Source organism: Nocardia sp. NPDC101769 (assembly GCF_044766925.1).
Lineage (GTDB): Bacteria > Actinomycetota > Actinomycetes > Mycobacteriales > Mycobacteriaceae > Nocardia.
Genome location: NZ_JBIWMX010000013.1, coordinates 170,077 through 190,669 on the forward strand (window position 1 = coordinate 170,077; position 20,593 = coordinate 190,669).

The 20,593-nt window shown below is 69.4% G+C and carries 24 protein-coding genes and 1 pseudogene; 5 read left to right on the forward strand and 20 right to left on the reverse strand.

From position 1 onward, the window contains the following. Position 1: 1 nt before the first annotated feature. The 6 genes from lgt to ACIRRA_RS21665 form a co-directional block, all read right to left on the reverse strand. A complete protein-coding gene (lgt, locus tag ACIRRA_RS21640) occupies positions 2 to 1,180 on the reverse strand; it encodes a prolipoprotein diacylglyceryl transferase (RefSeq protein ID WP_402770728.1) in 1,179 nt (392 codons plus the stop codon). A 193-nt stretch (positions 1,181 to 1,373) separates the two neighbouring features. Beyond that, positions 1,374 to 2,174 (reverse strand): tryptophan synthase subunit alpha, encoded by an 801-nt coding sequence (gene trpA, locus ACIRRA_RS21645; protein ID WP_402770730.1) that lies wholly within the window; start codon positions 2,172 to 2,174, stop codon positions 1,374 to 1,376. Beyond that, positions 2,171 to 3,451: a tryptophan synthase subunit beta gene (gene trpB, locus ACIRRA_RS21650; protein ID WP_402770733.1), complete on the reverse strand. Its 1,281-nt coding sequence runs from the start codon at positions 3,449 to 3,451 to the stop codon at positions 2,171 to 2,173. Before trpB ends, trpA begins: the two co-directional genes overlap by 4 nt. A 38-nt stretch (positions 3,452 to 3,489) precedes the next feature. After that, positions 3,490 to 4,308 carry an indole-3-glycerol phosphate synthase TrpC gene (gene trpC / locus ACIRRA_RS21655; protein ID WP_357003005.1) on the reverse strand — a complete coding sequence of 273 codons (819 nt, stop codon included), beginning with the start codon at positions 4,306 to 4,308 and terminating at the stop codon, positions 3,490 to 3,492. 149 nt (positions 4,309 to 4,457) lie between these two features. Beyond that, positions 4,458 to 5,438: a TIGR02234 family membrane protein gene (locus ACIRRA_RS21660; RefSeq protein ID WP_402770736.1), complete on the reverse strand. Its 981-nt coding sequence runs from the start codon at positions 5,436 to 5,438 to the stop codon at positions 4,458 to 4,460. Then, on the reverse strand, positions 5,435 to 6,970 hold the full coding sequence (locus tag ACIRRA_RS21665; RefSeq protein WP_402770739.1) for an anthranilate synthase component I: 1,536 nt from the start codon (positions 6,968 to 6,970) through the stop codon (positions 5,435 to 5,437). The genes ACIRRA_RS21660 and ACIRRA_RS21665 overlap by 4 nt, the downstream gene beginning before the upstream one ends. Before the next feature lie 231 nt (positions 6,971 to 7,201). Here ACIRRA_RS21665 and ACIRRA_RS21670 point away from each other — a divergent pair, with 231 nt between their 5' ends. From ACIRRA_RS21670 to ACIRRA_RS21680, 3 genes are all read left to right on the forward strand, one after another. After that, positions 7,202 to 7,657 (forward strand): peroxiredoxin, encoded by a 456-nt coding sequence (locus ACIRRA_RS21670; protein ID WP_364619585.1) that lies wholly within the window; start codon positions 7,202 to 7,204, stop codon positions 7,655 to 7,657. Positions 7,658 to 7,734: 77 nt separating this feature from the next. Beyond that, positions 7,735 to 8,328, forward strand: a complete 594-nt coding sequence (locus ACIRRA_RS21675) for a permease (protein WP_402770742.1) — start codon at positions 7,735 to 7,737, stop codon at positions 8,326 to 8,328. Between the two features lie 189 nt (positions 8,329 to 8,517). Next, the gene (locus tag ACIRRA_RS21680) at positions 8,518 to 9,015 is read left to right on the forward strand and encodes a MarR family winged helix-turn-helix transcriptional regulator (RefSeq protein ID WP_402770892.1); all 498 of its coding nucleotides are present in this window, start codon (positions 8,518 to 8,520) and stop codon (positions 9,013 to 9,015) included. Positions 9,016 to 9,054: 39 nt separating this feature from the next. Here ACIRRA_RS21680 and hisI read toward each other — a convergent pair whose 3' ends face one another. From hisI to ACIRRA_RS21705, 5 genes are read right to left on the reverse strand one after another with little or no spacing between them, the layout of a single operon-like run. Continuing rightward, positions 9,055 to 9,426: a phosphoribosyl-AMP cyclohydrolase gene (hisI, locus tag ACIRRA_RS21685; RefSeq protein ID WP_402770745.1), complete on the reverse strand. Its 372-nt coding sequence runs from the start codon at positions 9,424 to 9,426 to the stop codon at positions 9,055 to 9,057. After that, positions 9,423 to 10,196 carry an imidazole glycerol phosphate synthase subunit HisF gene (hisF, locus tag ACIRRA_RS21690; RefSeq protein WP_402770748.1) on the reverse strand — a complete coding sequence of 258 codons (774 nt, stop codon included), beginning with the start codon at positions 10,194 to 10,196 and terminating at the stop codon, positions 9,423 to 9,425. Before hisF ends, hisI begins: the two co-directional genes overlap by 4 nt. Positions 10,197 to 10,221: 25 nt before the next feature. After that, positions 10,222 to 11,034 carry an inositol monophosphatase family protein gene (locus ACIRRA_RS21695; RefSeq protein ID WP_402770751.1) on the reverse strand — a complete coding sequence of 271 codons (813 nt, stop codon included), beginning with the start codon at positions 11,032 to 11,034 and terminating at the stop codon, positions 10,222 to 10,224. A 4-nt stretch (positions 11,035 to 11,038) separates the two neighbouring features. Beyond that, a complete protein-coding gene (gene priA, locus ACIRRA_RS21700; RefSeq protein ID WP_354846023.1) occupies positions 11,039 to 11,770 on the reverse strand; it encodes a bifunctional 1-(5-phosphoribosyl)-5-((5-phosphoribosylamino)methylideneamino)imidazole-4-carboxamide isomerase/phosphoribosylanthranilate isomerase PriA in 732 nt (243 codons plus the stop codon). A 9-nt stretch (positions 11,771 to 11,779) separates the two neighbouring features. After that, positions 11,780 to 12,337 carry a hypothetical protein gene (locus ACIRRA_RS21705; RefSeq protein WP_402770903.1) on the reverse strand — a complete coding sequence of 186 codons (558 nt, stop codon included), beginning with the start codon at positions 12,335 to 12,337 and terminating at the stop codon, positions 11,780 to 11,782. Between ACIRRA_RS21705 and ACIRRA_RS21710 the strand changes: the two genes are divergently transcribed. Continuing rightward, entirely contained in the window at positions 12,249 to 12,596 is a 348-nt protein-coding gene (locus ACIRRA_RS21710; RefSeq protein WP_402770895.1) for an LppP/LprE family lipoprotein, read from the forward strand. The two genes, ACIRRA_RS21705 and ACIRRA_RS21710, sit on opposite strands and share 89 nt — an antisense overlap. A gap of 8 nt (positions 12,597 to 12,604) precedes the next feature. Here the strand turns inward: ACIRRA_RS21710 and ACIRRA_RS21715 are convergent, their stop codons facing one another. Next, positions 12,605 to 13,060 (reverse strand): MarR family winged helix-turn-helix transcriptional regulator, encoded by a 456-nt coding sequence (locus ACIRRA_RS21715; protein ID WP_402770755.1) that lies wholly within the window; start codon positions 13,058 to 13,060, stop codon positions 12,605 to 12,607. 99 nt (positions 13,061 to 13,159) lie between these two features. Here ACIRRA_RS21715 and ACIRRA_RS21720 point away from each other — a divergent pair, with 99 nt between their 5' ends. Then, entirely contained in the window at positions 13,160 to 13,633 is a 474-nt protein-coding gene (locus ACIRRA_RS21720) for a nuclear transport factor 2 family protein (RefSeq protein ID WP_402770757.1), read from the forward strand. 51 nt (positions 13,634 to 13,684) lie between these two features. Here ACIRRA_RS21720 and hisH read toward each other — a convergent pair whose 3' ends face one another. The 8 genes and pseudogenes from hisH to ACIRRA_RS21760 form a co-directional block, all read right to left on the reverse strand. Next, positions 13,685 to 14,323: an imidazole glycerol phosphate synthase subunit HisH gene (hisH, locus tag ACIRRA_RS21725; protein WP_402770760.1), complete on the reverse strand. Its 639-nt coding sequence runs from the start codon at positions 14,321 to 14,323 to the stop codon at positions 13,685 to 13,687. Next, the gene (gene hisB, locus ACIRRA_RS21730; RefSeq protein ID WP_402770763.1) at positions 14,320 to 14,949 is read right to left on the reverse strand and encodes an imidazoleglycerol-phosphate dehydratase HisB; all 630 of its coding nucleotides are present in this window, start codon (positions 14,947 to 14,949) and stop codon (positions 14,320 to 14,322) included. The genes hisH and hisB overlap by 4 nt, the downstream gene beginning before the upstream one ends. Further along, positions 14,946 to 16,067: a histidinol-phosphate transaminase gene (locus ACIRRA_RS21735; protein ID WP_402770766.1), complete on the reverse strand. Its 1,122-nt coding sequence runs from the start codon at positions 16,065 to 16,067 to the stop codon at positions 14,946 to 14,948. Before ACIRRA_RS21735 ends, hisB begins: the two co-directional genes overlap by 4 nt. A 29-nt stretch (positions 16,068 to 16,096) precedes the next feature. Further along, a complete protein-coding gene (gene hisD / locus ACIRRA_RS21740; protein WP_402770769.1) occupies positions 16,097 to 17,434 on the reverse strand; it encodes a histidinol dehydrogenase in 1,338 nt (445 codons plus the stop codon). Positions 17,435 to 17,742: 308 nt separating this feature from the next. Further along, positions 17,743 to 18,519 carry a membrane protein insertase YidC gene (gene yidC / locus ACIRRA_RS21745; RefSeq protein ID WP_402770772.1) on the reverse strand — a complete coding sequence of 259 codons (777 nt, stop codon included), beginning with the start codon at positions 18,517 to 18,519 and terminating at the stop codon, positions 17,743 to 17,745. A 106-nt stretch (positions 18,520 to 18,625) separates the two neighbouring features. After that, the gene (locus tag ACIRRA_RS21750; RefSeq protein WP_379389838.1) at positions 18,626 to 18,922 is read right to left on the reverse strand and encodes a DUF6412 domain-containing protein; all 297 of its coding nucleotides are present in this window, start codon (positions 18,920 to 18,922) and stop codon (positions 18,626 to 18,628) included. Between the two features lie 162 nt (positions 18,923 to 19,084). Next, a complete protein-coding gene (locus tag ACIRRA_RS21755; protein WP_402770775.1) occupies positions 19,085 to 19,372 on the reverse strand; it encodes a putative quinol monooxygenase in 288 nt (95 codons plus the stop codon). 52 nt (positions 19,373 to 19,424) lie between these two features. Further along, positions 19,425 to 20,469, reverse strand: a pseudogene (locus ACIRRA_RS21760) (aldo/keto reductase). Between the last annotated feature and the right edge of the window lie 124 nt (positions 20,470 to 20,593).

Consider the following 20,593-nt stretch of genomic DNA (forward strand, 5'->3'; position numbering starts at 1 on the left):
GTCAGGAGCCATTCTTGCCGGACTCGACCGACTTCGCCTGGTCGACCGCGGTGGACTCCGTCTCCTCCGGCTCGGAATCGCCGGTTTCGGAAGAGATATCGCGCTCGGTCTCGGATTCGTTGCCGGCGCCCGGGGATTCCGGTCCGGTGTCACCTGTGGATTCCTTGGCGGTCGGCTCGTCGACAACGGTGACGTCCGCCTTCGAATCCCCTGCCGCCGAGCCGGTTCCGGCCGCCGCACCCGCCGCCCCGAACGCGCGTAGCGCACCGAACTGCCACGGCCAGGGCCGTTCCACGCCGGCGCGCAGCTGGTCGGCGGTCTCGCGGCCCTTGGTCGCGAACAGGAAATAGGCTACGGCGCAGACGAATACGATCGCCGAGGTGAAGGAGTTGATGCGGATGCCCGCGATGTGGGTGGCCTCGTCGTCGCGCAGCAGCTCCACGAAGAAGCGGCCGAAGCAGTAGATCGCCACGTAGAGCGCGAACAGGCGGCCGTGGCCGATGCGGAACTTGCGGTCCAGGTAGAGCAGCACGGCCACGCCGAGCAGGTTCCAGATCAGCTCGTAGAGGAAGGTGGGCTGCACGATCTTCTCCGCCGGGCCCGCGGCGGTGCCGTTCATCATGTCCAGCTGGCCGCTGTGGTCGTAGCGCAGGAAGATCTCCAGGCCCCACGGAACCTTGGTCTCGCGGCCGTAGAGTTCCTGGTTGAAGTAGTTGCCGAGCCGGCCGATGGCCTGGGCCAGCAGGATGCCCGGAGCGATGGCGTCGCCGAAGGCGGGCAACGGAATCCGGTATACCCGGCAGCCGATCCAGGCGCCGATGCCGCCGAGCAGCACCGCGCCCCAGATGCCGAGGCCGCCCTCCCAGATCTTGAGCGCGTTGATGGGGTGACCCTCGGCGCCGAAGTACTTCTGCCAGTCGGTGGCCACGTGGTAGAGCCGCCCGCCGATCAGGCCGAACGGCACCGCGAACATGGCCACGTCGAGCACCATGCCGGTCTGGCCGCCGCGCGCCACCCAGCGCTTCTCGCCCAGCCAGATGGCCGCGATGATGCCGAGGATGATGCAGATGGCGTATGCCCGCAGCGGGAAGGGCCCGATGTTCCAGACCCCGCGCGGCGGGCTGGGAATGTAGGCCAGGACATCGGCGCCGGTGCTCTCGGCAAGGGCTCGTAAGGTCACGAGTCCCCACCGTAGCCCAACAGGCCCGCGGAGTGCTGTCTCAGGTCGGCGCGCGGCGTGGGATTCGCCGCCGCGGGTCGCACCGGCACCTGGTAACGCAACGGATATACGAAGCGGCGCGCACTCCCGCACCGCCGGACAACGCAGCAGGGTGCGTACCGAATTCGGTACGCACCCTTGAGTATTGCCTCGGTTACGAGGAGACCGCCGCCGAGCGGACGCCCTGCGCCAGCTCCGCCGTCAGCGCCCGGACCGCGTCCAGACCCTGCGCCGCCGCCGACACCAGGGCCGAGCCCACGATGACACCGTCGGCGTAGGAGGCGATTTCGGCCGCCTGCGCGCCATTGCGCACACCCAGGCCCACGCCGATCGGAATATCGGAGTGGCAGCGCACCCGCGCGCACAGGGCCGGGGCCATGGAGGACACCGCGTCGCGCGCACCGGTCACACCCATGGTCGAGGCCGCGTACACGAAGCCCTTGCTGGCTTCCAGGGTCTTGACCAGGCGCTCCTCGGTGGACGACGGTGCGACCAGGAAGATGCGATCCAGATTGTGGGTCGAGGATGCCACGAACCAGTCGTCCGCCTCCTCCGGAATCAGGTTGGGCGTGATCAGGCCGAGGCCGCCCGCCGCCGCCAGATCGCGGGAGAAGCTGTCGACGCCGTACTTGAGCACCGGGTTCCAGTAGGTCATGACGACGGCCTTGCCGCCCGCCTGGGAGATGGCCTCCACGACCTTGAACACGTCGCGCACCCGGACACCGCCGGCGAGCGCCTGCTCGGCGGCATGCTGGATGGTCGGGCCGTCCATCACGGGATCGGAGTAGGCGACGCCGACTTCGATGATGTCGCAACCGGATTCGACCATGGCCTTGCACACGTCGATGGAACCCTGGAGGTCCGGGTACCCGGCGGGCAGGTAGCCGATGAGCGCGGCGCGGTTCTCCTCGCGGGCGGCTGCGAAGGTGTTCGCGAGGCGGGACTGCTGGCTCACTGCTTCTCCCCTGCGTTCTCTTCGGCCTGGTCGAACAGCCCGAACCATTCGGCGGCGGTGTCCATGTCCTTGTCACCGCGACCGGACAGGTTCACCACGATGATCGCGCCCTCGCCGAGCTCCTTGCCGAGTTTCACCGCGCCGGCGACCGCGTGCGCGGACTCGATGGCCGGAATGATGCCCTCGGCACGGCTCAGCAGCAGCAGCGCGTCCATGGCCTCGGTGTCGGTGATCGGGTAGTACTCCGCCCGGCCGATGTCCTTGAGGTAGGCGTGCTCCGGGCCGACGCCCGGGTAGTCCAGACCGGCCGAAATCGAATGGGATTCGATGGTCTGGCCGTCTTCGTCCTGGAGCAGGTAGGAGTACGCGCCCTGGAACGCACCCGGGGTGCCGCCGGTGAAAGTCGCTGCGTGGCGGCCGGTTTCGACACCGTCGCCCGCAGCCTCGTAGCCGATCAGGCGCACGCCCGGATCGTCGAGGAAGGCGTGGAAGATGCCGATGGCATTGGAACCGCCACCGACACAGGCGGTTACGGCGTCGGGCAGGCGGCCGGTCAGGGCCTGCACCTGCTGGCGCGCCTCCAGGCCGATGATGCGCTGGAAGTCGCGCACCATGAGCGGGAACGGGTGCGGGCCCGCAGCGGTGCCGAAGCAGTAGTAGGTCTGCTCGGCATTGGTGACCCAGTCGCGCAGCGCCTCGTTGATGGCGTCCTTGAGGGTCTGCGAACCCGTTGTCACACTGATGACTTCGGCGCCGAGCAGCCGCATGCGGGCCACGTTCAGCTGCTGGCGCACGGTGTCGACCGCGCCCATGTAGATGACGCACTCGATACCGAGCAGCGCGCACGCGGTGGCGGTGGCAACGCCGTGCTGGCCCGCGCCGGTCTCGGCGATGACGCGGGTCTTGTTCATGCGCTTGGCCAGCAGCACCTGGCCCAGCACATTGTTGATTTTGTGAGAACCGGTGTGGTTCAGGTCTTCCCGCTTCAGCAGGATGCGTGCGCCGCCGGCGTGCTGCGCCAGGTTCTTGCACTCGAACACCGGCGACGGACGCCCGGTGTAGTCGCGCTGCAGGCGATCCAGCTCGTCGAGGAAGTTGGGATCGACGCGGGCCTTGTCGTATTCGGCGGTGACCTCTTCGATCACGGCCATCAGCGCCTCGGGTACGTGCCGCCCGCCGTACACGCCGAAGTGCCCGCCCAGATCGGGTTCGTGGCTCTTGTGCGTGATGCCGTCACTGGCCTGCGGGAGGCCGAGAACATTCTTGCCGGAGGCCATTTCGGAATAAACTCCGTCGAGTTGAGTCATCGGCTCTTTCACCGTCCCCGGCGAACCGGCTTCGGGCACGAGGGGTGGGTTCCGGCGGTCACCAGCTCGGCCACCGCGGCGCGCGGGTCGCCGCTGGTCACCAGGCCCTCACCGACGAGCACGGCGTCCGCACCCGCACCGGCGTAGGCCAGCAGGTCGGCGGTGCCGCGAATGCCGGACTCGGCCACCCGGATCACTTCACTGGGCAGGCCGGGGGCGATGCGCGCGAACACATCCCGGTCCACCTCGAGGGTCTTGAGGTTGCGGGCATTCACGCCGATCACGCTGGCGCCGGCCTCGAGGGCGCGGTCGGCCTCCTCCTCGGTGTGCACCTCGACCAGCGCGGTCATGCCGAGCGATTCGGTGCGGTCGATGAGCGAGGACAGCACGTCCTGCTCCAGGGCGGCCACGATCAGCAGAATCACGTCCGCGCCGTGGGCGCGTGCCTCGTGGATCTGGTACGGGCCGACGATGAAGTCCTTGCGCAGGATCGGAATGTCCACCGCCGCGCGGACCGCGTCGAGATCCGCGAGGGAACCGCCGAAGCGGCGCTGCTCGGTCAGCACGCTGATGATGCGCGCGCCGCCGTCCTCGTAGGCCCGGGCCAGGTCTGCGGGGTTCGCGATGTCCGCGATCGCACCCTTCGAGGGGCTGGCTCGCTTCACCTCGGCGATCACTCCGATCCCCTCCGCGTGCAGGGCGGCCTTGGCGTCACGCGGGGACTTGGCCTGCGCGGCGGCTGCCTTCACCGCCTGGAAATCCAGAAGGGCTTCCCGAGCGGCCACATCCGCGCGGACCCCGTCGAGAATCGAGTCGAGTACCGTCATCTGGCTCGAATCCTTTCTGGGGAGACGGACTTGCTGCCTGAGAATCCCCCCAGGCGCTGTCTCACCGATGCTGATAAAGAGTAAATGGCTATGTTCCCGTGCTTGACAGCGGGGCGGGTACCGGCGGCGCTGCCGGTCCCCCACCCAGCTCAGGGGCGGTTGTCGCGCGCCGCCCCGTTTCCCGGATCATCGTGCGCGGCAGGGTGATTGGTTTCATCGTCGGTCGGGTCCACACCCTCGTCGAGGGCATCCCACAGCACGCGACCCGACAAAGGCTTGTCAGCGGCGGCCGGTGACCCGGATTCCTGGTCCTGGACCCGGGCCTGATGTGCGGCAACCTGCTCGGCCGCCGACAGCTTCCGAGCCGCCGGACTGTCGTATTTGCCGGACATCCGGGTGGTCCCGGACGACTGCCGCACCAGGAGCAAGCCCGCCACGAACGCGGCCACCGCACCGGCCAGGGACACCACGGCCGGCAGCGCCGATGTCGTCAACGCGCCCGCGTGGTCACCCCCGTGCAGTTCGGCCAGTCGCGTGGCGCGATCGGCGGTCCCCTTGTGCATGAGCAGGGCGTACGCGGGCACCGCGGACACCGCGGCCAGGACCGCGACCACCGCGCCGACCCCGCGCCGCCACCAGCCGTGGGTGGCGAACACCGCCGCGATGGTGGCCAGGAAGACCAGCGCCAGTGGCGTCAGGGCCCCGAACCAGACACCGCCGTTGAGATCTCGATGACGCGGCAGGCCGTAGTCGCTGGTGATCTCGAGCCGGGCCCACGTCATGCGCGACGACCCCCAGAGCAGCGCCGCCGCGACCGCCAGCAGCGCCACCGCGGCGATCGGTCGCGACCGCTTCCGCGCCCTCGCGGCGTCCGTGTCGGCTTCCGCCGCAGTGGCATTCGCCTCGGCCTCGGCCAGGTCCGCCGCCTGCGCGCGTTCGGCAGTGCGCATGGCGTCGGTCTCGGCGTGTGGATCGGCAGCGGCGACACCGGAGTTCCCGGCGTCCGCCCCGGCGGGCTTGGAATCGGATTGCGCCGCTTCGCTTTCCCGCTCCGCACTGCGTTCGGGTGTTGCGCTGCCTTCGGGCGTCGATTTCCGCGCCGCGCCTCTGTCCGGGTCCTGATCGCTCATTGATCCGCGCCGTTCGGGCGGTAGGCGCGCACGGTCTCGGCGGCGGCGATGGCCTTGAGGACGGCCATGGCCTTGTTGCGGGATTCGACGTCCTCGTAGTCCGCGTCGGAGTCGGCGACGATGCCGGCGCCGGCCTGGACATAGGCGGTGCCGCCCTTGAGCAGGGCGGTGCGGATGGCGATCGCGGTGTCGGCGTCACCGGCGAAGTCCAGGTAGCCGACCACGCCCGCGTAGACACCGCGGCGGGTGGGCTCGAGCTCCTCGATCAGCTCCATGGCGCGGACCTTGGGCGCGCCGGAGAGGGTACCCGCGGGGAAACAGGCCTGGACCGCGTCGAGGGCGACCTTGCCGGCGCGCAGGCGGCCGGAGACCGTGGAGACCAGGTGCATGACGTGCGAGTAGCGCTCGACGTGGCGGTACTCGGTGACGCGCACGGTACCGGGCTCGCAGACCCGGCCCAGATCGTTGCGGCCCAGATCGACGAGCATGAGGTGCTCGGCGTTCTCCTTCTCGTCGGCGAGCAGGCCCTTCTCGAGCAGGAGGTCGTCCTCCTCGGTGACACCGCGCCAGCGGGTGCCCGCGATCGGGTGGGTGGTGGCCACGCCATCGTTCACCGTCACCAGCGATTCGGGGCTGGAGCCGACGATGGAGAACGCGGTGCCGCCGGAGCCGTCCGGGATGTGCATGAGGTACATGTACGGGCTCGGGTTGGAGGCCCGCAGCATGCGGTAGAGGTCCAGCGGGGTGCCGTTGTAGTCCATCTCGAAGCGCTGCGAGAGCACCACCTGGAACGCCTCGCCGGCCTCGATCTCCTTGACCAGCCGGCGCACGCCCGCACCGAATTCGTCGGAGGTGCGCTGCCGGCGATAGTTCGGCTCGGGGCGGTCGAACACCGAGACGGTGGAGTCGGCGGGGGCGGCCAGGGCCTCGGTCATGCGGTCCAGGCGTGCCATCGCGTCGTCGTAGGCCGCGTCCACGCGCTCGTCGGTGCCGTTCCAGTTGACGGCATTGGCGATGAGGGTGATCGCGCCCTCGTGGTGGTCGAAGGCGGCCAGGTCGGTGGCCAGCATCAGGACCATCTCGGGGACCTGCAGGTCGTCGGTGGCGATGCTGGGCAGGCGTTCGAGCCGGCGCACGGTGTCGTAGCCGAGGTAGCCGACCAGGCCGCCGGTCAGCGGCGGCAGACCGGGCAGCCGCTCGGTGCGCAGTACCTGCAGCGACTCGCGCAGCGCGGCGAGCGGATCGCCGCCCACCGGCGCGTCGGCGGGAGTCTGGCCGAGCCAGGCCGCCGCGCCGTCGATCACGGTCAGCGCACTGGGACTGCCCGCGCCGATGAACGACCATCGCGACCAGGAGCGGCCGGTCTCCGCCGATTCCAGCAGGAAGGTGCCGGGCCGGTCCGCGGCCAGTTTGCGGTAGGTCGAGAGCGGAGTCTCGGAGTCCGCCAACACCTTTCGGACCACCGGGACCACCCGGTGATCGGCCGCGAGCGCCCGGAACTGCTCCCGGGAGGTGGTGGTATCGATAGCCACGTTCAGAGGCAAACCATGCGCGCCGTGCATTCACCCATCATTCCAGGCCCGCCCGGGGCGATCTCAATCGCGCTCCCCGCCCAGCCGAGCGGGGCTCCGGGGCCGTCCCCCGGACCCCGAGCAGACGACCGGTGGGGGCCGGTTCGCGAGGCGCCAAGCCCGAAGCCCAGCAAAGAATTTCATCCGGGCTCTAATAGCTCGTGCACGATGAATTGGCGGTAGGGTGCGGGTATGAAGGTTGGTCAGCTCGCACCCAATTTCGAACTTCCGGACCAGTCGGGGACCGTGCGGTCGCTCGAGTCGCTGCTCGCGGACGGACCGGTGGTGTTGTTCTTCTATCCCGCGGCGAACACGCCGGTGTGCACGGCCGAGGCGTGCCACTTCCGGGATCTGGCAACGGAATTCAAGGCCGCCGGGGCCACCTGTGTGGGGATCAGCGCGGATTCCGTCGAGGTGCAGTCCGGGTTCGCGGAGAAGCAGGGACTGAGCTATCCGGTGCTGTCCGATCCCGGAGCCAAGGTGGCCGCCGAGTTCGGCGTGAAGCGCGGCCTGCTGGGCGCGCTGGTGCCGGTGAAGCGGACGACCTTCGTCATCGATCCGGACCGGACCGTCGCCAAGGTCATCAACAGCGAGATGCGCGCGAACGTGCACGCCGACGAGGCGTTGAAGTTCCTGCGCGAGCGCTGAGCCGGTTCCCGCGCGAGCGCTGAGCCCCCATCGCGTCGTTCCTGCGCGCGCCGACAATTCGGACATACGCTGAGCACATGACTACGCCCAGCACCGGCCAGGAGCGAAAGTCTTCAACCTTCGTCACGTGGCGCAATCGCATCATTGGCGGACTGGTGGCCGCGCTGGTTCTGTGGCTGGTGTATCTGATGCTGGCCGCATTCATTCCACGGTGGTGGGCGCAGCGCATCGGCGAATGGGTGAGCGGGAGTTTCGCCAAGGGCATCTGGTACGGCCTGATAATGGGCGCGGTATGTACGACTGTGCCACTTTTCCTGTTCCTGGCCGCAGGACTCCGCTGGCGTAAACGGGGCGGCAAGTTTATCGCGGGCGGTGCGGCAGTTCTCGCGATCGTCGTCGCCATCCCGAATTTGATGACGCTGACCATCGTGTGGGGCAACTCGAATGCCGCACACGCCGGTGAGCGCATTCTCGATGTCGACGGGCCGGGATTCCGCGGCGCCACGCTGGCGGGTGCGATCGTGGCCGCGCTGCTGTTCCTGCTGGTGGCATTTCTCTTGCTGCGCAGGCGATTCCGCCGGCACCGTACCGAACGTCGGCAGGCCGAGCCGGAAGAGCCTCGCGTAGAGCCCGAAACTCCGACACCTCCTCCCGAACTCGGCGCGAACTGAATCCACCCGCGACACGCGTGATCGATGTCACGTCATTCGGCAACGCCGTGACTGACGAGCGAAATCGTGGCAAACTTTGACGTGCGAGTGACTCGTTCGATGCTGTTCGCAGGCCTTTCCACCGGCCGGCACAACACGTCACTTGGCTGCTACGAGAGGGCGCGCACGGTGACCAAGTGGTTGAATCCCATGGAACAGCGAGCTTGGCGTACCCTTGTCGCGCTCACCACCAGACTCCCCGCCGCATTGGATACCCAGCTGCAACGTGAGTCCGGGATTACCCATTTCGAATACTTCGTAATGACTCTGCTCTCCGAAGAACCAGGTCACCGGTTGCAACTGAGCGACCTTGCGCAAAAAGCAAACGCATCGCTATCGCGGCTCTCGCACGTGGTCTCCAAACTCGAACGGCTGGGCTGGGCCGAGCGCGTCACCATTACCGGTCGCCGCGGGGCGCTGGCGGTGCTGACCGATGCCGGATATCAGAAGATCACCGAGGCCGCGCCCGGGTATCTGGAGTGTGTTCGCGGCCTGGTGTTCGACGGGCTGGACGCCGAGCAGACCAAGCAGCTGTTGGAACTGGGCGAGACGCTGGTGGCACAGTTGGACAAGGGCAGGGCCCGCGGGCTCGGCCGCTCGGGGCGGCCGACCTCGCATCTGGACATGAACCCGAACGAATCGGGCTGACGCCCGAGCTTGCCCGACCAGGCCGGAAACCGTTGCCGCTCAGCCCTCGTCGGTGAGCAGCCGGTGTCCCTGGGACAGCAGCACGTCGGTGTCGAAGCAGGTGTGGGTGCCCGTGTGGCAGGCCGCGCCCTCCTGGTCGACGACCAGCAGGACGGTGTCGCCGTCGCAGTCCAGTCGTACCTCGTGCACGTACTGGGTGTGGCCGGAGGTCTCGCCTTTGACCCAGTACTGCTGGCGCGATCGCGAATAGTAGGTGCCCTTGCGGGTTTCCAGGGTGCGGGCCAGCGCCTCGTCGTCCATCCACGCCATCATGAGCACGTCGCCGGTGCTCTTCTCCTGCGCGATGGCGGCGAACAGCCCGTCGGAGTTGCGCTTGAGGCGGCGCGCGATCTCCGGATCCAGGGTGCTCATCGGACGGTGATTCCTTCCGCGCGCATGGCGTCCTTGACCTGGCCGATGGTGAGGTCGCCGAAGTGGAAGACGCTGGCGGCGAGCACCGCGTCCGCGCCGGATTGCACGGCGGGCGCGAAGTCGGCGACCTTGCCCGCGCCACCGGAGGCGATGACCGGCACCGAGACCGCGGCGCGAACGGCGCGGATCATGGGCAGGTCGAAGCCCGCCTTGGTGCCGTCGGCGTCCATGGAGTTGAGCAGGATCTCGCCGACGCCCAGTTCGGCTCCGCGCACGGCCCATTCGACGGCGTCGATACCGGTGCCGCGCTTGCCGCCGTGGGTGGTGACCTCCCAGCCGGACGGGGTCGCGGGTTGGCCCTCGGGAACGGTGCGGGCGTCGACCGACAGCACGATGCACTGGGAGCCGAACCGCTCCGACATTTCACGCAGCACCTCGGGGCGGGCGATGGCGGCGGTGTTCACCGACACCTTGTCCGCGCCCGCGCGCAGCAGCCGGTCCACATCCTCGACGGTGCGCACGCCGCCGCCGACGGTGAGCGGGATGAAGATCTGCTCGGCGGTGCGGGTGACCACGTCGATCATGGTGCCGCGGTCGCCGGTGGAGGCGGTGACATCGAGGAAGGTCAGCTCGTCGGCGCCCTGGGCGTCGTAGGTGGCCGCGAGTTCCACGGGATCGCCCGCGTCCCTGAGGTTTTCGAAGTTGACGCCCTTGACCACGCGCCCGGCGTCCACGTCCAGGCACGGAATCACGCGTACTGCCAACGTCATTTCATGACCTCTGTCTTCAGCATTGCTATGCCTCTCCTCGGACCCGATCGGCGGTATCCGCGATCAGGTCCAGTAGTTCCTCGTGCACGCCGGGGGCGGCGGCCAGCACCGAACCGGATTCGATGGTCCAGTCCCGGCCCAGCAGGTCGGTGACCATGCCGCCTGCGGCCCGGACCAGGGCCACGCCCGCGGCGTTGTCCCACGGATGATGTCCGAACACCACGGCCCCACCCAGAATTCCCGAGGCGGTGTAGGCCAGGTCGATGCCGGTGGAGCCGTACATGCGCTGGCGGCCGGACAGCCGGCTCAGCGCACCCAGCAGATTGAAGCGGAAGATGCCCGGAATCCGGCCAGCCCCATCGATATTGAAGCTGCCGAAGCCGATCATCGCGGTGGCGAGCTTGGCCGGGGCCAGGCGCGGCAGCGGGTTGCCGTTCAGCAGCAGCGGGCCGTCCGCGACCGCCGCGTAGCGCTGGCCCAGGATCGGCAGCCAGGTCAGACCGATGACCGGGACGCCGTCGCGCACCAGTGCCAGCAGCATGCCGCACATGGGACTGCCCGCCGAGTAGTTGAAGGTGCCGTCGATGGGGTCCAGCACCCAGGCGGTGCCGGAGGTCAGCTGCGGACCGCCGAATTCCTCACCGTGCACCGGGATTCCGGTGCGTTCGCCCAGCCGCTGCGAGATGGTGCGCTCGAGCTCCAGGTCGAGTGCGGTGGCGAAGTCGTTGCGCCCCTTCTCGACCGCGCTCGGCGCCCCGATGCCCTCGACGAAACGCGGTGCGGCGGAGTCGAGAACGTCACTGGCGATGCCGAGCAGTTCGGCGAGTTCGGCGGCCACGGCGCTAGCGAACCGCGGCCAAGGCTTCGGGCAGGGTGAACCGGCCCGCGTAGAGGGCCTTGCCGATGATCGCGCCCTCGACGCCCTCGTCCACCAGCGTCGCGATGGCACGCAGGTCGTCGAGCTGGGAGATGCCGCCCGAAGCGATGACCGGGGCCTCACACGCATTGGCGACCTGGCTCAGCAGGTCCAGGTTCGGCCCGGTCAGCGTGCCGTCCTTGGAGACGTCGGTGACCACGTACCGCGAGCAGCCGTCCCGCTCGAGGCGCTCGAGCACCTCCCACAGGTCGCCGCCGTCGGTCACCCAGCCGCGGCCGCGCAGCCGCCACTCGCCGTCGATGAGCTTCACATCCATGCCGACGGCGATCTTGTCGCCGTACTCGCCGATCGCCCGGGCACACCACTCCGGATTCTCGATCGCCGCGGTGCCCAGGTTGACGCGCGCGCAGCCGGTGGCCAGCGCGGCCTTCAACGACTCGTCGTCCCGAATCCCGCCCGACAGCTCGACCTTCACATCGAGTTCGCCGATCACCTCGGCCAGAAGTTCGCGGTTGGAGCCCTTGCCGAACGCGGCGTCCAGGTCGACCAGATGCACCCACTCCGCACCGGCGTGCTGCCAGGCCAGCGCGGCGTCGCGCGGCGAACCGTAGCTGGTTTCGCTGCCCGCCTCCCCCTGAACCAGGCGCACAGCCTCACCATTGGCGACATCGACGGCAGGTAGCAGCACAAGACTCACGGGGTAAGCCTAGTGGTTGCCCGCCGTCACACCGAGCGCAGGGTGAACCGTGTCAGCCGCCGACACACTGCGGGAACGATTTCCGGGCGGGGGGAAGCAGGCGGTGTCACGCTGTGGGGAGACAGGGGTCGATCGAAGGGAGCTCGTCGTGCGGAAGGTGGGGATGGTCGTGCGGAAGGTGGGGATCGGGCTGGCGGCGCTGGTGCTGGTCGGCGGGGCGGCCGGGTGCGGCGACAGCGGCGGGTCGGGGGCGCGGCCCGGCCCGACGGCGAGCACCGCGGCGCAGGCCGGGGCGCCGACGGCGGTGACCACCGCGGGGACCACGGCGCAGACTTCGGGCGGCGGGGCGCCGTCGACCGCGGCGGGGACGGGAGCGCAGCCGTGCAAGCCCGAGTCCGGGGTGATTCGAAGTGCCGCCGCCACATTGGCTCCGGTGGAAGTGGTGCCGGGGACGCCGTGGAAGTGGGCGTTGCCCGCGGTGGGGGCGCGGACGACGGTCAATGACATCTGCTCGACCTTGTCGGCGTACTTGATCACGATCGAGGGGGCGACGGCCAGCTCACCCATGCAGGTCTTGCTGTTCCATCGCGGGAGCTACATCGGCACGGCGGATCCCCGGTGGAATTCGTTCATCTCCCCGGATCCGAACCACACCACCGACGACAGCGTGGGCCTGCGGTACATGATCCCCCGCAGCTGTAATGCTTGCCCGGACGGAACCTTCTACTGCGTCCAATTCCATTGGGACGGAAGCAAGGTGCAGATGGCCGGGCGGCCGCCGGAGGTGTCCGGGGCGACCGTGACGCCCGGCTCGACCAAGTGCTGAGGCGGGGGTCAGCCGTCTCGGGTGTGGGATTCGAGGACGCGGTTCAGGGTCAGGACGAAGTTGGCGCGTTCGGCTGCGGTGAAGCCCGGGAGTAGTTCTCGCTGGGCCACTTCCAGACGTTCGTCGAGGTCGGCCAGGTGGGCCCGCCCGGCGGGGGTGAGGGTGAGGGTGTTGCGGCGACGGTCGGTGGGGTCCGGGGTGCGGCGCAGGAGGCCGCGGTCGGCCAGGTCGTTGACCGCGGCGACCACGTCGCTGCGGTCGATGCAGGTGCGTCGGCCCGCCTCCGCCTGGCTGAGGGGGCCGTGTTCGTCGAGGGTGGCCAGCAGGGCGTAGTGGTAGCGGCGGGAACCGGTGGGCTCCAGAGCTTTCTCGGTGCAGCGGTTGGCGATGATCGCGACCTGACCGATGAGGCGGGTGGGAAGAGCGCGCAGCCGGCCGGAGGCGCCTTCGGGCGCGGTGTCCATGGGAGGAATCTAGCAACCTTGTTGGAGACACCCACAATCGGCTAACATTGGCCTTACCAACGTTGGAGTAACCAACAATCTCATCGAAAGACCGTAGCCATGAACGCGATCGACACCGCCACCCGGCAATTCCGGGACCTGGCAGACAAATTCGAGATCACCGAGCTGGTCCACCGCCTCGGCCGCGCCCTCGATGAAGGCGACTGGGAGGAGCTCGCTGCCCTCTACACCGCCGATGCCACCGCGCGCACCCCCGGCGGCCTGGCCATCGGCCGCACCGCCCTGGTCACCCAGGCCGGCCGAAACCACTCCCCCGACCGGCAGATCCAGCACGTCATCAGCGGCATCCTGATCGATCTGGACGGCGACACCGCCAAGGTCCGCGCCAACCTCCTGGTCGTCTTCGCCTGGGGTCCCGCCCAGGACCCCACCCTCGGCTCCCAACCGCGCTTGACGCTCGGCGAGGTCTATCGCTTCGACGCCGTCCGCACCCTCGACGACTGGCGGTTCTCGAGCGTCGCCTCCACCCCCATCTGGTCGGTCGGCGCCCGACCCACGCCGTCAGCAGCCTAGAAACACCGAAACCCCCGCGAGAGCGGGGGTTTCGGCCGTTTGGGGGGCCGATCAGATCGAGTCGATCCAGTTGCGCAGGAGTTGGGCCCCCGCGTCGCCGGACTTCTCCGGGTGGAACTGGGTGGCGGACAGCGGGCCGTTCTCCACCGCGGCGAGGAACGGGACGCCGTGTTCGGCCCAGGTCAGCTTGGCCGGGGCGATCTGGGAGCCGCCGTCGTCGGTCCAGGCCCAGTGCTGGGCGGCGTAGGAGTGGACGAAGTAGAAGCGGGTGTCGGCGTCCATGCCCGCGAACAGGACGCTGTCCTCGGGGGCCTTCACGGTGTTCCAGCCCATGTGCGGGAGGACGGGAGCGTCCAGACGCTCGACGGTGCCGGGCCATTCGCCGCACCCCTCGGTTTCGACCCCGAATTCGACGCCGCGTTCGAACAGGATCTGCATGCCGACGCAGATGCCGAGGACGGGGCGGCCGCCGGCGAGGCGCCTGCCGATGATGCGGTCACCGCGCACGGACAGCAGGCCCGCCATACAGGCCGCGTACGCGCCGACGCCGGGGACCACGAGACCGTCTGCGTTCAAGGCGATTTCGGGGTCGGCGGTAATGGTGACATCCGCACCCGTGCGGGCCAGGGCGCGGCTCGCCGAGTGCAGGTTGCCGGAGCCGTAGTCGAGCAGGGCGATCTTCTTGGTCATAGCGAGCCCTTCGTGGAGGGGACGCCGGACACGCGCGGGTCGTATTCGACGGCGGCACGCAAAGCCCGTGCCACGGCCTTGTATTCGGCCTCGGTGATGTGGTGCTGGTCGCGGCCGTAGAGCACGCGTATGTGCAGGGCGATGCGGGCGTTGAGCGCGATCGACTCGAACACGTGGCGGTTGATCACGGTCGAGTAGGACGCGGTCGGGGCCACACTCGGAATGATGGTGTGCAGCATGTGATCCGGCTCGCCGGTGTGCACGCAGTACGGCCGCCCGGACACGTCGACGACGGCGTGCGCGAGGGTCTCGTCCATCGGGATGAAGCAGTCGCCGAAGCGGCGGATGCCCTTCTTGTCGCCGAGCGCCCGGCCCAGGGCCTGGCCGATGACGATGGCGGTGTCCTCGACGGTGTGGTGGGCCTCGATCTCGATGTCGCCCTTGGCCTGCACCGTCAGGTCGAAGCTGCCGTGCTGGCCGAAGGCGGTCAGCATGTGGTCGTAGAAGGGGACGCCGGTGGAGATGTCGGTCTTGCCGGAGCCGTCCAGATTGAGCTCCACCACGATGCTGGATTCGCGGGTGGTGCGCTCGACCCGGGCGATGCGGTCGGCACGGTCGGTGGTCATCGGGCGATCAGCTCCTCGGACGCCAGTTTCGCGCTGACGCGCAGGAATTCGTCGTTCTCGGCGGCCAGGCCGATGGTGGTGCGCAGGTAGCCGGGGATGCCGACATCGCGGATGAGCACGCCCTCGTCGAGGTAGCGCTGCCAGGCGCGCGGCGCGTCGGCGAAGCGGCCGAACAGCACGAAGTTGGCGTCGGAGGGAATGACCTCGTAACCCAGCTCGGCCAGCGCCGCCATGACCCGATCGCGCTGCGCCGCCAATTCGGCCACGCTGCCCAGGGTTTCGTCCGCGTGCCGCAGCGCCGCCCGCGCCGCGGCCTGGGTGACCACGGACAGGTGGTAGGGCAGGCGCACCAGCAGCATGGCGTCGATGACCGCGGGTGCGGCCACCAGGTAGCCCAGTCGCCCGCCCGCGAAGGCGAACGCCTTGGACATGGTGCGGCTGACCACCAGCTTGGTGGGGTACTTGTCGATCAGGCTGATCGCGCTGGGCGCCGAGGAGAACTCACCGTACGCCTCGTCCACCACCACGATGCCGGGCGCGGCCGCGAGGATGCGTTCCAGGTCCGCGAGCGGAATGCTGTGCCCGGTCGGGTTGTTGGGGCTGGTCACGAAGACCACGTCGGGGCTCTTCTCCCCCACCGTCAGCACCGCGTAGTCGATGTCGAGGGAGAAGTCGCCGTTGCGCTTGGCCTCGATCCACTCGGTGTCGATGCCCTCGGAGATGATCGGGTGCATCGAGTACGAGGGCACGAAACCCAGCGCGCTGCGGCCGGGTCCGCCGAACGCCTGCAGCAGCTGCTGCAGGATCTCGTTGGAGCCGTTGGCGGCCCACACGTTCGCCGTGTCCACCGCGACGCCGGTCTGCCGGGTCAGGTAGGCGGCCAGATCGGCGCGCAGCCCGACCGCGTCGCGATCCGGGTAGCGGTGCAGGTCGGCGGCCGCGCCGCGCACGGATTCGGCGACGTCGTCGACGAGGGCCTTACTGGGCGGGTGCGGGTTCTCGTTGGTGTTCAGCTGCACCGGGACGGTCAATTGCGGTGCGCCGTAAGGACTCTTGCCGCGCAGGTTCTCCCGCAGCGGCAGATCGTCGAGCGAGATATTCGATCCGGGGACTGTCACGGTGCCTTCTTCCGGTCCGGCCTGGGCGCTCACCGCAGCTCTCCGAATCGCGCCTGCACGGCCTGGCCGTGCGCGGGCAGGTCCTCGGCATTGGCCAGTGCGACCACGTGCCCGGAGACATCCTTCAGCGCCGCCTCGGAGTACTCGACGACGTGGATGCCGCGCAGGAAGGTCTGCACGCTCAAACCCGAAGAGTGCCGGGCACATCCGGCGGTGGGCAGCACGTGGTTGGATCCGGCGCAGTAGTCGCCGAGGGAGACCGGCGACCACGCGCCGACGAAAACCGCTCCGGCGGAACGGACCCGGGCCGCGACCGCGGACGCATCGGCGGTCTGGATCTCGAGGTGCTCGGCGGCATAGGCGTTGACCACGCGCAGGCCCTGGGCGATGTCGTCGACCAGCACGGTGCCGGACTGCTTGCCCGACAGCGCCTGCGCGACACGGTCGTGGTGCTTGACCACGGTCATCTGCGCGGTCAGCGCCGCGTCCACGGCGTCGGCGAGCTCGACGCTGTCGGTCACCAGCACGCTGGCGGCCAGCACGTCGTGCTCGGCCTGCGAGATGAGGTCGGCGGCCACGTGCACCGGATCGGCGGTGGCGTCGGCGAGGATGGCGATCTCGGTGGGCCCGGCCTCGGCGTCGATGCCGACCAGGCCGCGGCACAGCCGCTTGGCGGCCGTCACATAGATATTGCCCGGGCCGGTGATCAGGTCGACCGGTTCCAGCTGTGCGCCGTCGGTGTCGGTGCCGCCGTAGGACAGCAGCGCCACGGCCTGCGCACCGCCGACCGCCCACACCTCCTCGACGCCCAGCAGCTTGGCGGCAGCCAGGATGGTCGGGTGCGGCAGCCCGCCGAACTGCGCCTGCGGCGGCGAAGCGACCACCAGCGAGTCCACGCCCGCGGCCTGCGCGGGAACCACGTTCATGACAACCGAGGACGGGTAGACGGCATTGCCGCCCGGCACGTACAGGCCGACCCGCTCCACCGGCACCCACCGCTCGGTCACGGTGCCGCCGGGCACCACCTGGGTGGTCTTGTCGGTGCGGCGCTGATCGTCGTGGACCTTGCGGGTGCGCTCGATGGCGACCTCGAGGGCCGCGCGCACAGCCGGGTCCAGCTCGGCCAGGGCCTTGTCCAGTTCGGCGGCGGGCACGCGCACCGCGGTGGGCCGCACACCGTCGAACTTCTCGCTGAATTCCAGCGCGGCCTCGACGCCCCGATCCCGGATGGCCTCCACGACCGGTCGCACATGATGCAGCACCGAGTCCACGTCGACGCCCCCACGCGGCAGAGCCGCGCGCAGTTCGGCAGCAGTGGGAGTACGTCCGCGCAGATCCACGCGGGCGAGCTCGATGCGGCTAGTCATAGCGCTGTGCAGTCCTTGTCTGTGCTGATGTCGAGGGGTTCGCGAGCGGCCGAAACCGCTTGCGACCAGCTACCAGACTATCGGGTCACCGCCAGCGCTTTTCGTCGCGGCCGAGCTCGCGAGCCGGATCGCCACGTGTAAGCCGTCGGGACCGAGGCAGTCCAGGGCGGTGCCGAGGGCTTTCACGCGGGGAAGATGGGCCGGACCGGCGGTGATGGCGTGCCCGCCGGGCGGGCCTCGTACGGCGACCCGGGCAACCGTGCGGACCGAGTGACCTCCGACACGATGTTCGGCGCCGCCGGTGCGGCTCAGGCGGTGGTCTCGGCCGCCTGCTGCCCGAAGCGGGCCGACACCAGATGCTGCTGGCCGAAGGTCCACGCGTTCTGGGTGACGAAGTAGAGCAGGATGGCGATCGGCATGACCGGGCCGACCAGCAGGGCTCCGGCGGGGAAGACCCACTGCGACAACGTGTTCATGATCCGGACCTGCGAGCCCCCGGCGCCCTCGGCGGGCTCCGGCTGGCGGGCCACCGCGGCGCGGGCGGTGAAGTGGGTGGCGATCGCGGCGATGATCATGAGCGGAGTCGCCACGGCGGCAACCGTTCCGAAGGACGGGCCGGCCGTGGACAGGGTGGCGGCCAGGGGCGCGCCGAACAGCTTGGCATGCAGGAAGGACTGCACCTGGTCGGCATTGAACACATAGTTCTGGGTGTGACCGGGCTGGAAGGACCGCAGCACGTGGTAGAGCCCGACGAAGACCAGCGTCTGCCCGATGATCGGCAGGAAACCGGTCAACACGTTGACGCCGGACTCCCGCTGTAGCTCCTGCATGGCCAGCGCCTGCTTCTCCCGGTCGCCCGCGTGCTTGCGCTTGATCTCCTGGATCTGCGGCTGCATCTCGGCCAGCGCGCGCGAGAACTTCAACTGCGCGATGAACGGCCGGATCAGCAGGGCCCGCAGGGTCATGACGAGGAAGACGATGGCCAGCACCCAGGCCAGGCCACTGGTCGCGCCGAGCAGCGACGCGAAAGCGGTGTGCCACAACCACAGCACGGCGGACACGGGGTAGTAGATGAAATCGAGCACGGAGTACCTCGCTGCGCGGCGCCCGCACACGCGTGCGGGCGAAAGGAATTCGGGACGGCGGAGAACCCGACAGCGCGCACGACCGTGACAGGTCGTGCGGGCGCGGTCAGGCCGCGAGGACTCCGGGTGCGCGCGGGCGCGGCCGGCCCGGGGCGTCGGGATTGCTCTGCCGCAGGAACGCGCCCCGGCGCCGCCGTCCGGCCGATTCCGCCGGACCGATGTGCGCGGTGGCCGCGAGCAGCGGACCACGCGCCGACAGCACCGCCGCGGTCACCGCGACCAGCGCGGCCGCACCGAGGACGAGCAGCGAATCAGGGGTGGCGGCGGCCAGGTACAGCACCGCCCACGCGGAGACCACGAGCGCGCACAGCAGCAGCGCCGTCGATCGAATCCGCGTACCCATGCGCCCGACCCTACCTGCGTTCCCCATCCCCGGCACCCCATGTGCCGGATGCGACATGCCCCGCTCCCCCGGCCGCGCCGTATCCGGCTCGGGCGAACCCTGATCCGGGCCCAGCGCGTGACCGCGCCCCCACCGGGGGCGCGAGGATCGAAGGCTCGACCGCTATTCGGCGACGAGGCGGCGGATGACCATGGGCTCGGCGACGACGCCCTCCAGGACTCCGGCCACATGCTGGAAGTGCTCGGTGGCGAAGTGCTTCTCCAGGGCGTCGGCGTCCCGCCATTCCTCCACCACGACCATGTGGGCCGGATCGTTCGGGTTGGTGAAGGGCTGATAGGACAGGCAGCCGGGTTCGGCCAGGGAGGGTTCGATCATGGCTTCCAGGGCGGTGCGGAGGCGGTCCTCCTGGCCGGAGGCGGCGCGCAGTTCGGCGACGACGTGCAGGGTCATGGTGGTGTGCTCCTTCGGGAGTCGGTGCTGGGTATTCGGATCCGGGTGGCGCTCAGCGCTGGATCGGGCCCTCGCCCGCGCCGGTGGTGCGCAGCGCGATCGCGATCGCGTCCAGATCGGCGGGGGTCAATTCCAGTGCGGCGCCCCCGATCCAGCCGTCGACCTGCTCGGGCCGGCGGGCGCCGGCGATGGCGCCGGTGACGCCGGGCCAGGTCAGGGTCCAGGCGATGGCGACCGCGGCGACGGTGGTGTGGTGGGCCGCGGCGATCGGACGCAGCGCGTCCACCAGCGCGAGGTTGCGGTCGAGTTCGGTGGTGAACTCCGGGAAGCCCTTGCGCCAGTCGTCATCCGGCAGGCTCGCGACGCGCTCGGCCGAGAAGGCCCCGGTGAGCAGGCCGGAGTGCTGTGGCTGGTAGACGATGCCGCCGGTGTGATGCGCCGCCGCCCAGGCCAATTCGTCGGCCGCGCCCCGTTTGATCAGCGAGAACTGGGGCTGGATGGCGTCGATGTGGGCGACGGACTCGGCGATCTCCAGTTGCGGCACATCGTGATTGGACAGGCCGATGGCGCGTACCTTGCCTGCCCGCACCAGGTCGGCCATGGTCTGCCAGTACTCCTCGAGCGGGGTCGCGGCCGCGGGGTCGACGCCGTCGGGGTCCGAGAAGTCCAGGGAGGCACCGGTATCGGGCCAGTGCACCTGGTACAGGTCGATGCGCTCGACGTTCAGCCGGCGCAGCGAGTCCTCGACCTCGCGGCGCACGCTGGCGGCGGCCATGATCCGCATGGGCGGCGGCGCGGTCGTGCTCGTCCCAGACCAGTCCGGCCTTGGTGAAGACGAACGGCCGATCGGCCTCGGGCAGTCCGCTGATCGCCTTGCCGACCACTTCCTCGGAGTGGCCGAGTCCGTAGACGGCGGCGGTGTCGATCCAGTTGACACCGGCCTCCACGGCCCGGCGGATGGTGGCGATGGAATCGGCGTCGTCCTGTGCGCCCCAGGTGTAACGCCAGCCCGAACCGCCGACGGCCCACGCGCCGAATCCGATCCGGCTGATGTGCATGTCGGTGGTGCCGAGCTGACGGGTGGGGAGGGAGGTCATGATGTGTGCTCCTCGTGTGGCTTTCGCCGTCCGTTGCGGCGCTGAGCACTACTTTCGCCCGATGCGAGCGGGGCGAACAGTGCGGCGTCTGCCTGGGCACCGCGTGACCAGGATGCGGTGCCGG

Coding starts and splice junctions, on each gene's coding strand:
- ACIRRA_RS21715 (WP_402770755.1), bottom strand. CDS start 13,060: ATGGACACCGCGCCCGAAGGCGCCTCCGGCCGGCTGCGCGCTCTTCCC.
- hisI (WP_402770745.1), bottom strand. CDS start 9,426: ATGAGCACCCTGGATCCGGAGATCGCGCGCCGCCTCAAGCGCAACTCC.
- ACIRRA_RS21755 (WP_402770775.1), bottom strand. CDS start 19,372: ATGACCCTGCACGTCGTCGCCGAACTGCGCGCCGCCTCCGGCCAGGAG.
- ACIRRA_RS21670 (WP_364619585.1), top strand. CDS start 7,202: ATGAAGGTTGGTCAGCTCGCACCCAATTTCGAACTTCCGGACCAGTCG.
- hisH (WP_402770760.1), bottom strand. CDS start 14,323: ATGACCAAGAAGATCGCCCTGCTCGACTACGGCTCCGGCAACCTGCAC.
- hisD (WP_402770769.1), bottom strand. CDS start 17,434: ATGACTAGCCGCATCGAGCTCGCCCGCGTGGATCTGCGCGGACGTACT.
- ACIRRA_RS21680 (WP_402770892.1), top strand. CDS start 8,518: ATGGAACAGCGAGCTTGGCGTACCCTTGTCGCGCTCACCACCAGACTC.
- ACIRRA_RS21750 (WP_379389838.1), bottom strand. CDS start 18,922: ATGGGTACGCGGATTCGATCGACGGCGCTGCTGCTGTGCGCGCTCGTG.
- hisF (WP_402770748.1), bottom strand. CDS start 10,196: ATGACGTTGGCAGTACGCGTGATTCCGTGCCTGGACGTGGACGCCGGG.
- hisB (WP_402770763.1), bottom strand. CDS start 14,949: ATGACCACCGACCGTGCCGACCGCATCGCCCGGGTCGAGCGCACCACC.
- ACIRRA_RS21720 (WP_402770757.1), top strand. CDS start 13,160: ATGAACGCGATCGACACCGCCACCCGGCAATTCCGGGACCTGGCAGAC.
- ACIRRA_RS21675 (WP_402770742.1), top strand. CDS start 7,735: ATGACTACGCCCAGCACCGGCCAGGAGCGAAAGTCTTCAACCTTCGTC.
- trpC (WP_357003005.1), bottom strand. CDS start 4,308: ATGACGGTACTCGACTCGATTCTCGACGGGGTCCGCGCGGATGTGGCC.
- ACIRRA_RS21705 (WP_402770903.1), bottom strand. CDS start 12,337: ATGGGTGAGCTGGCCGTCGCCCCCTCGATCGTGATCAAGTACGCCGAC.
- ACIRRA_RS21660 (WP_402770736.1), bottom strand. CDS start 5,438: ATGAGCGATCAGGACCCGGACAGAGGCGCGGCGCGGAAATCGACGCCC.
- trpB (WP_402770733.1), bottom strand. CDS start 3,451: ATGGCCTCCGGCAAGAATGTTCTCGGCCTCCCGCAGGCCAGTGACGGC.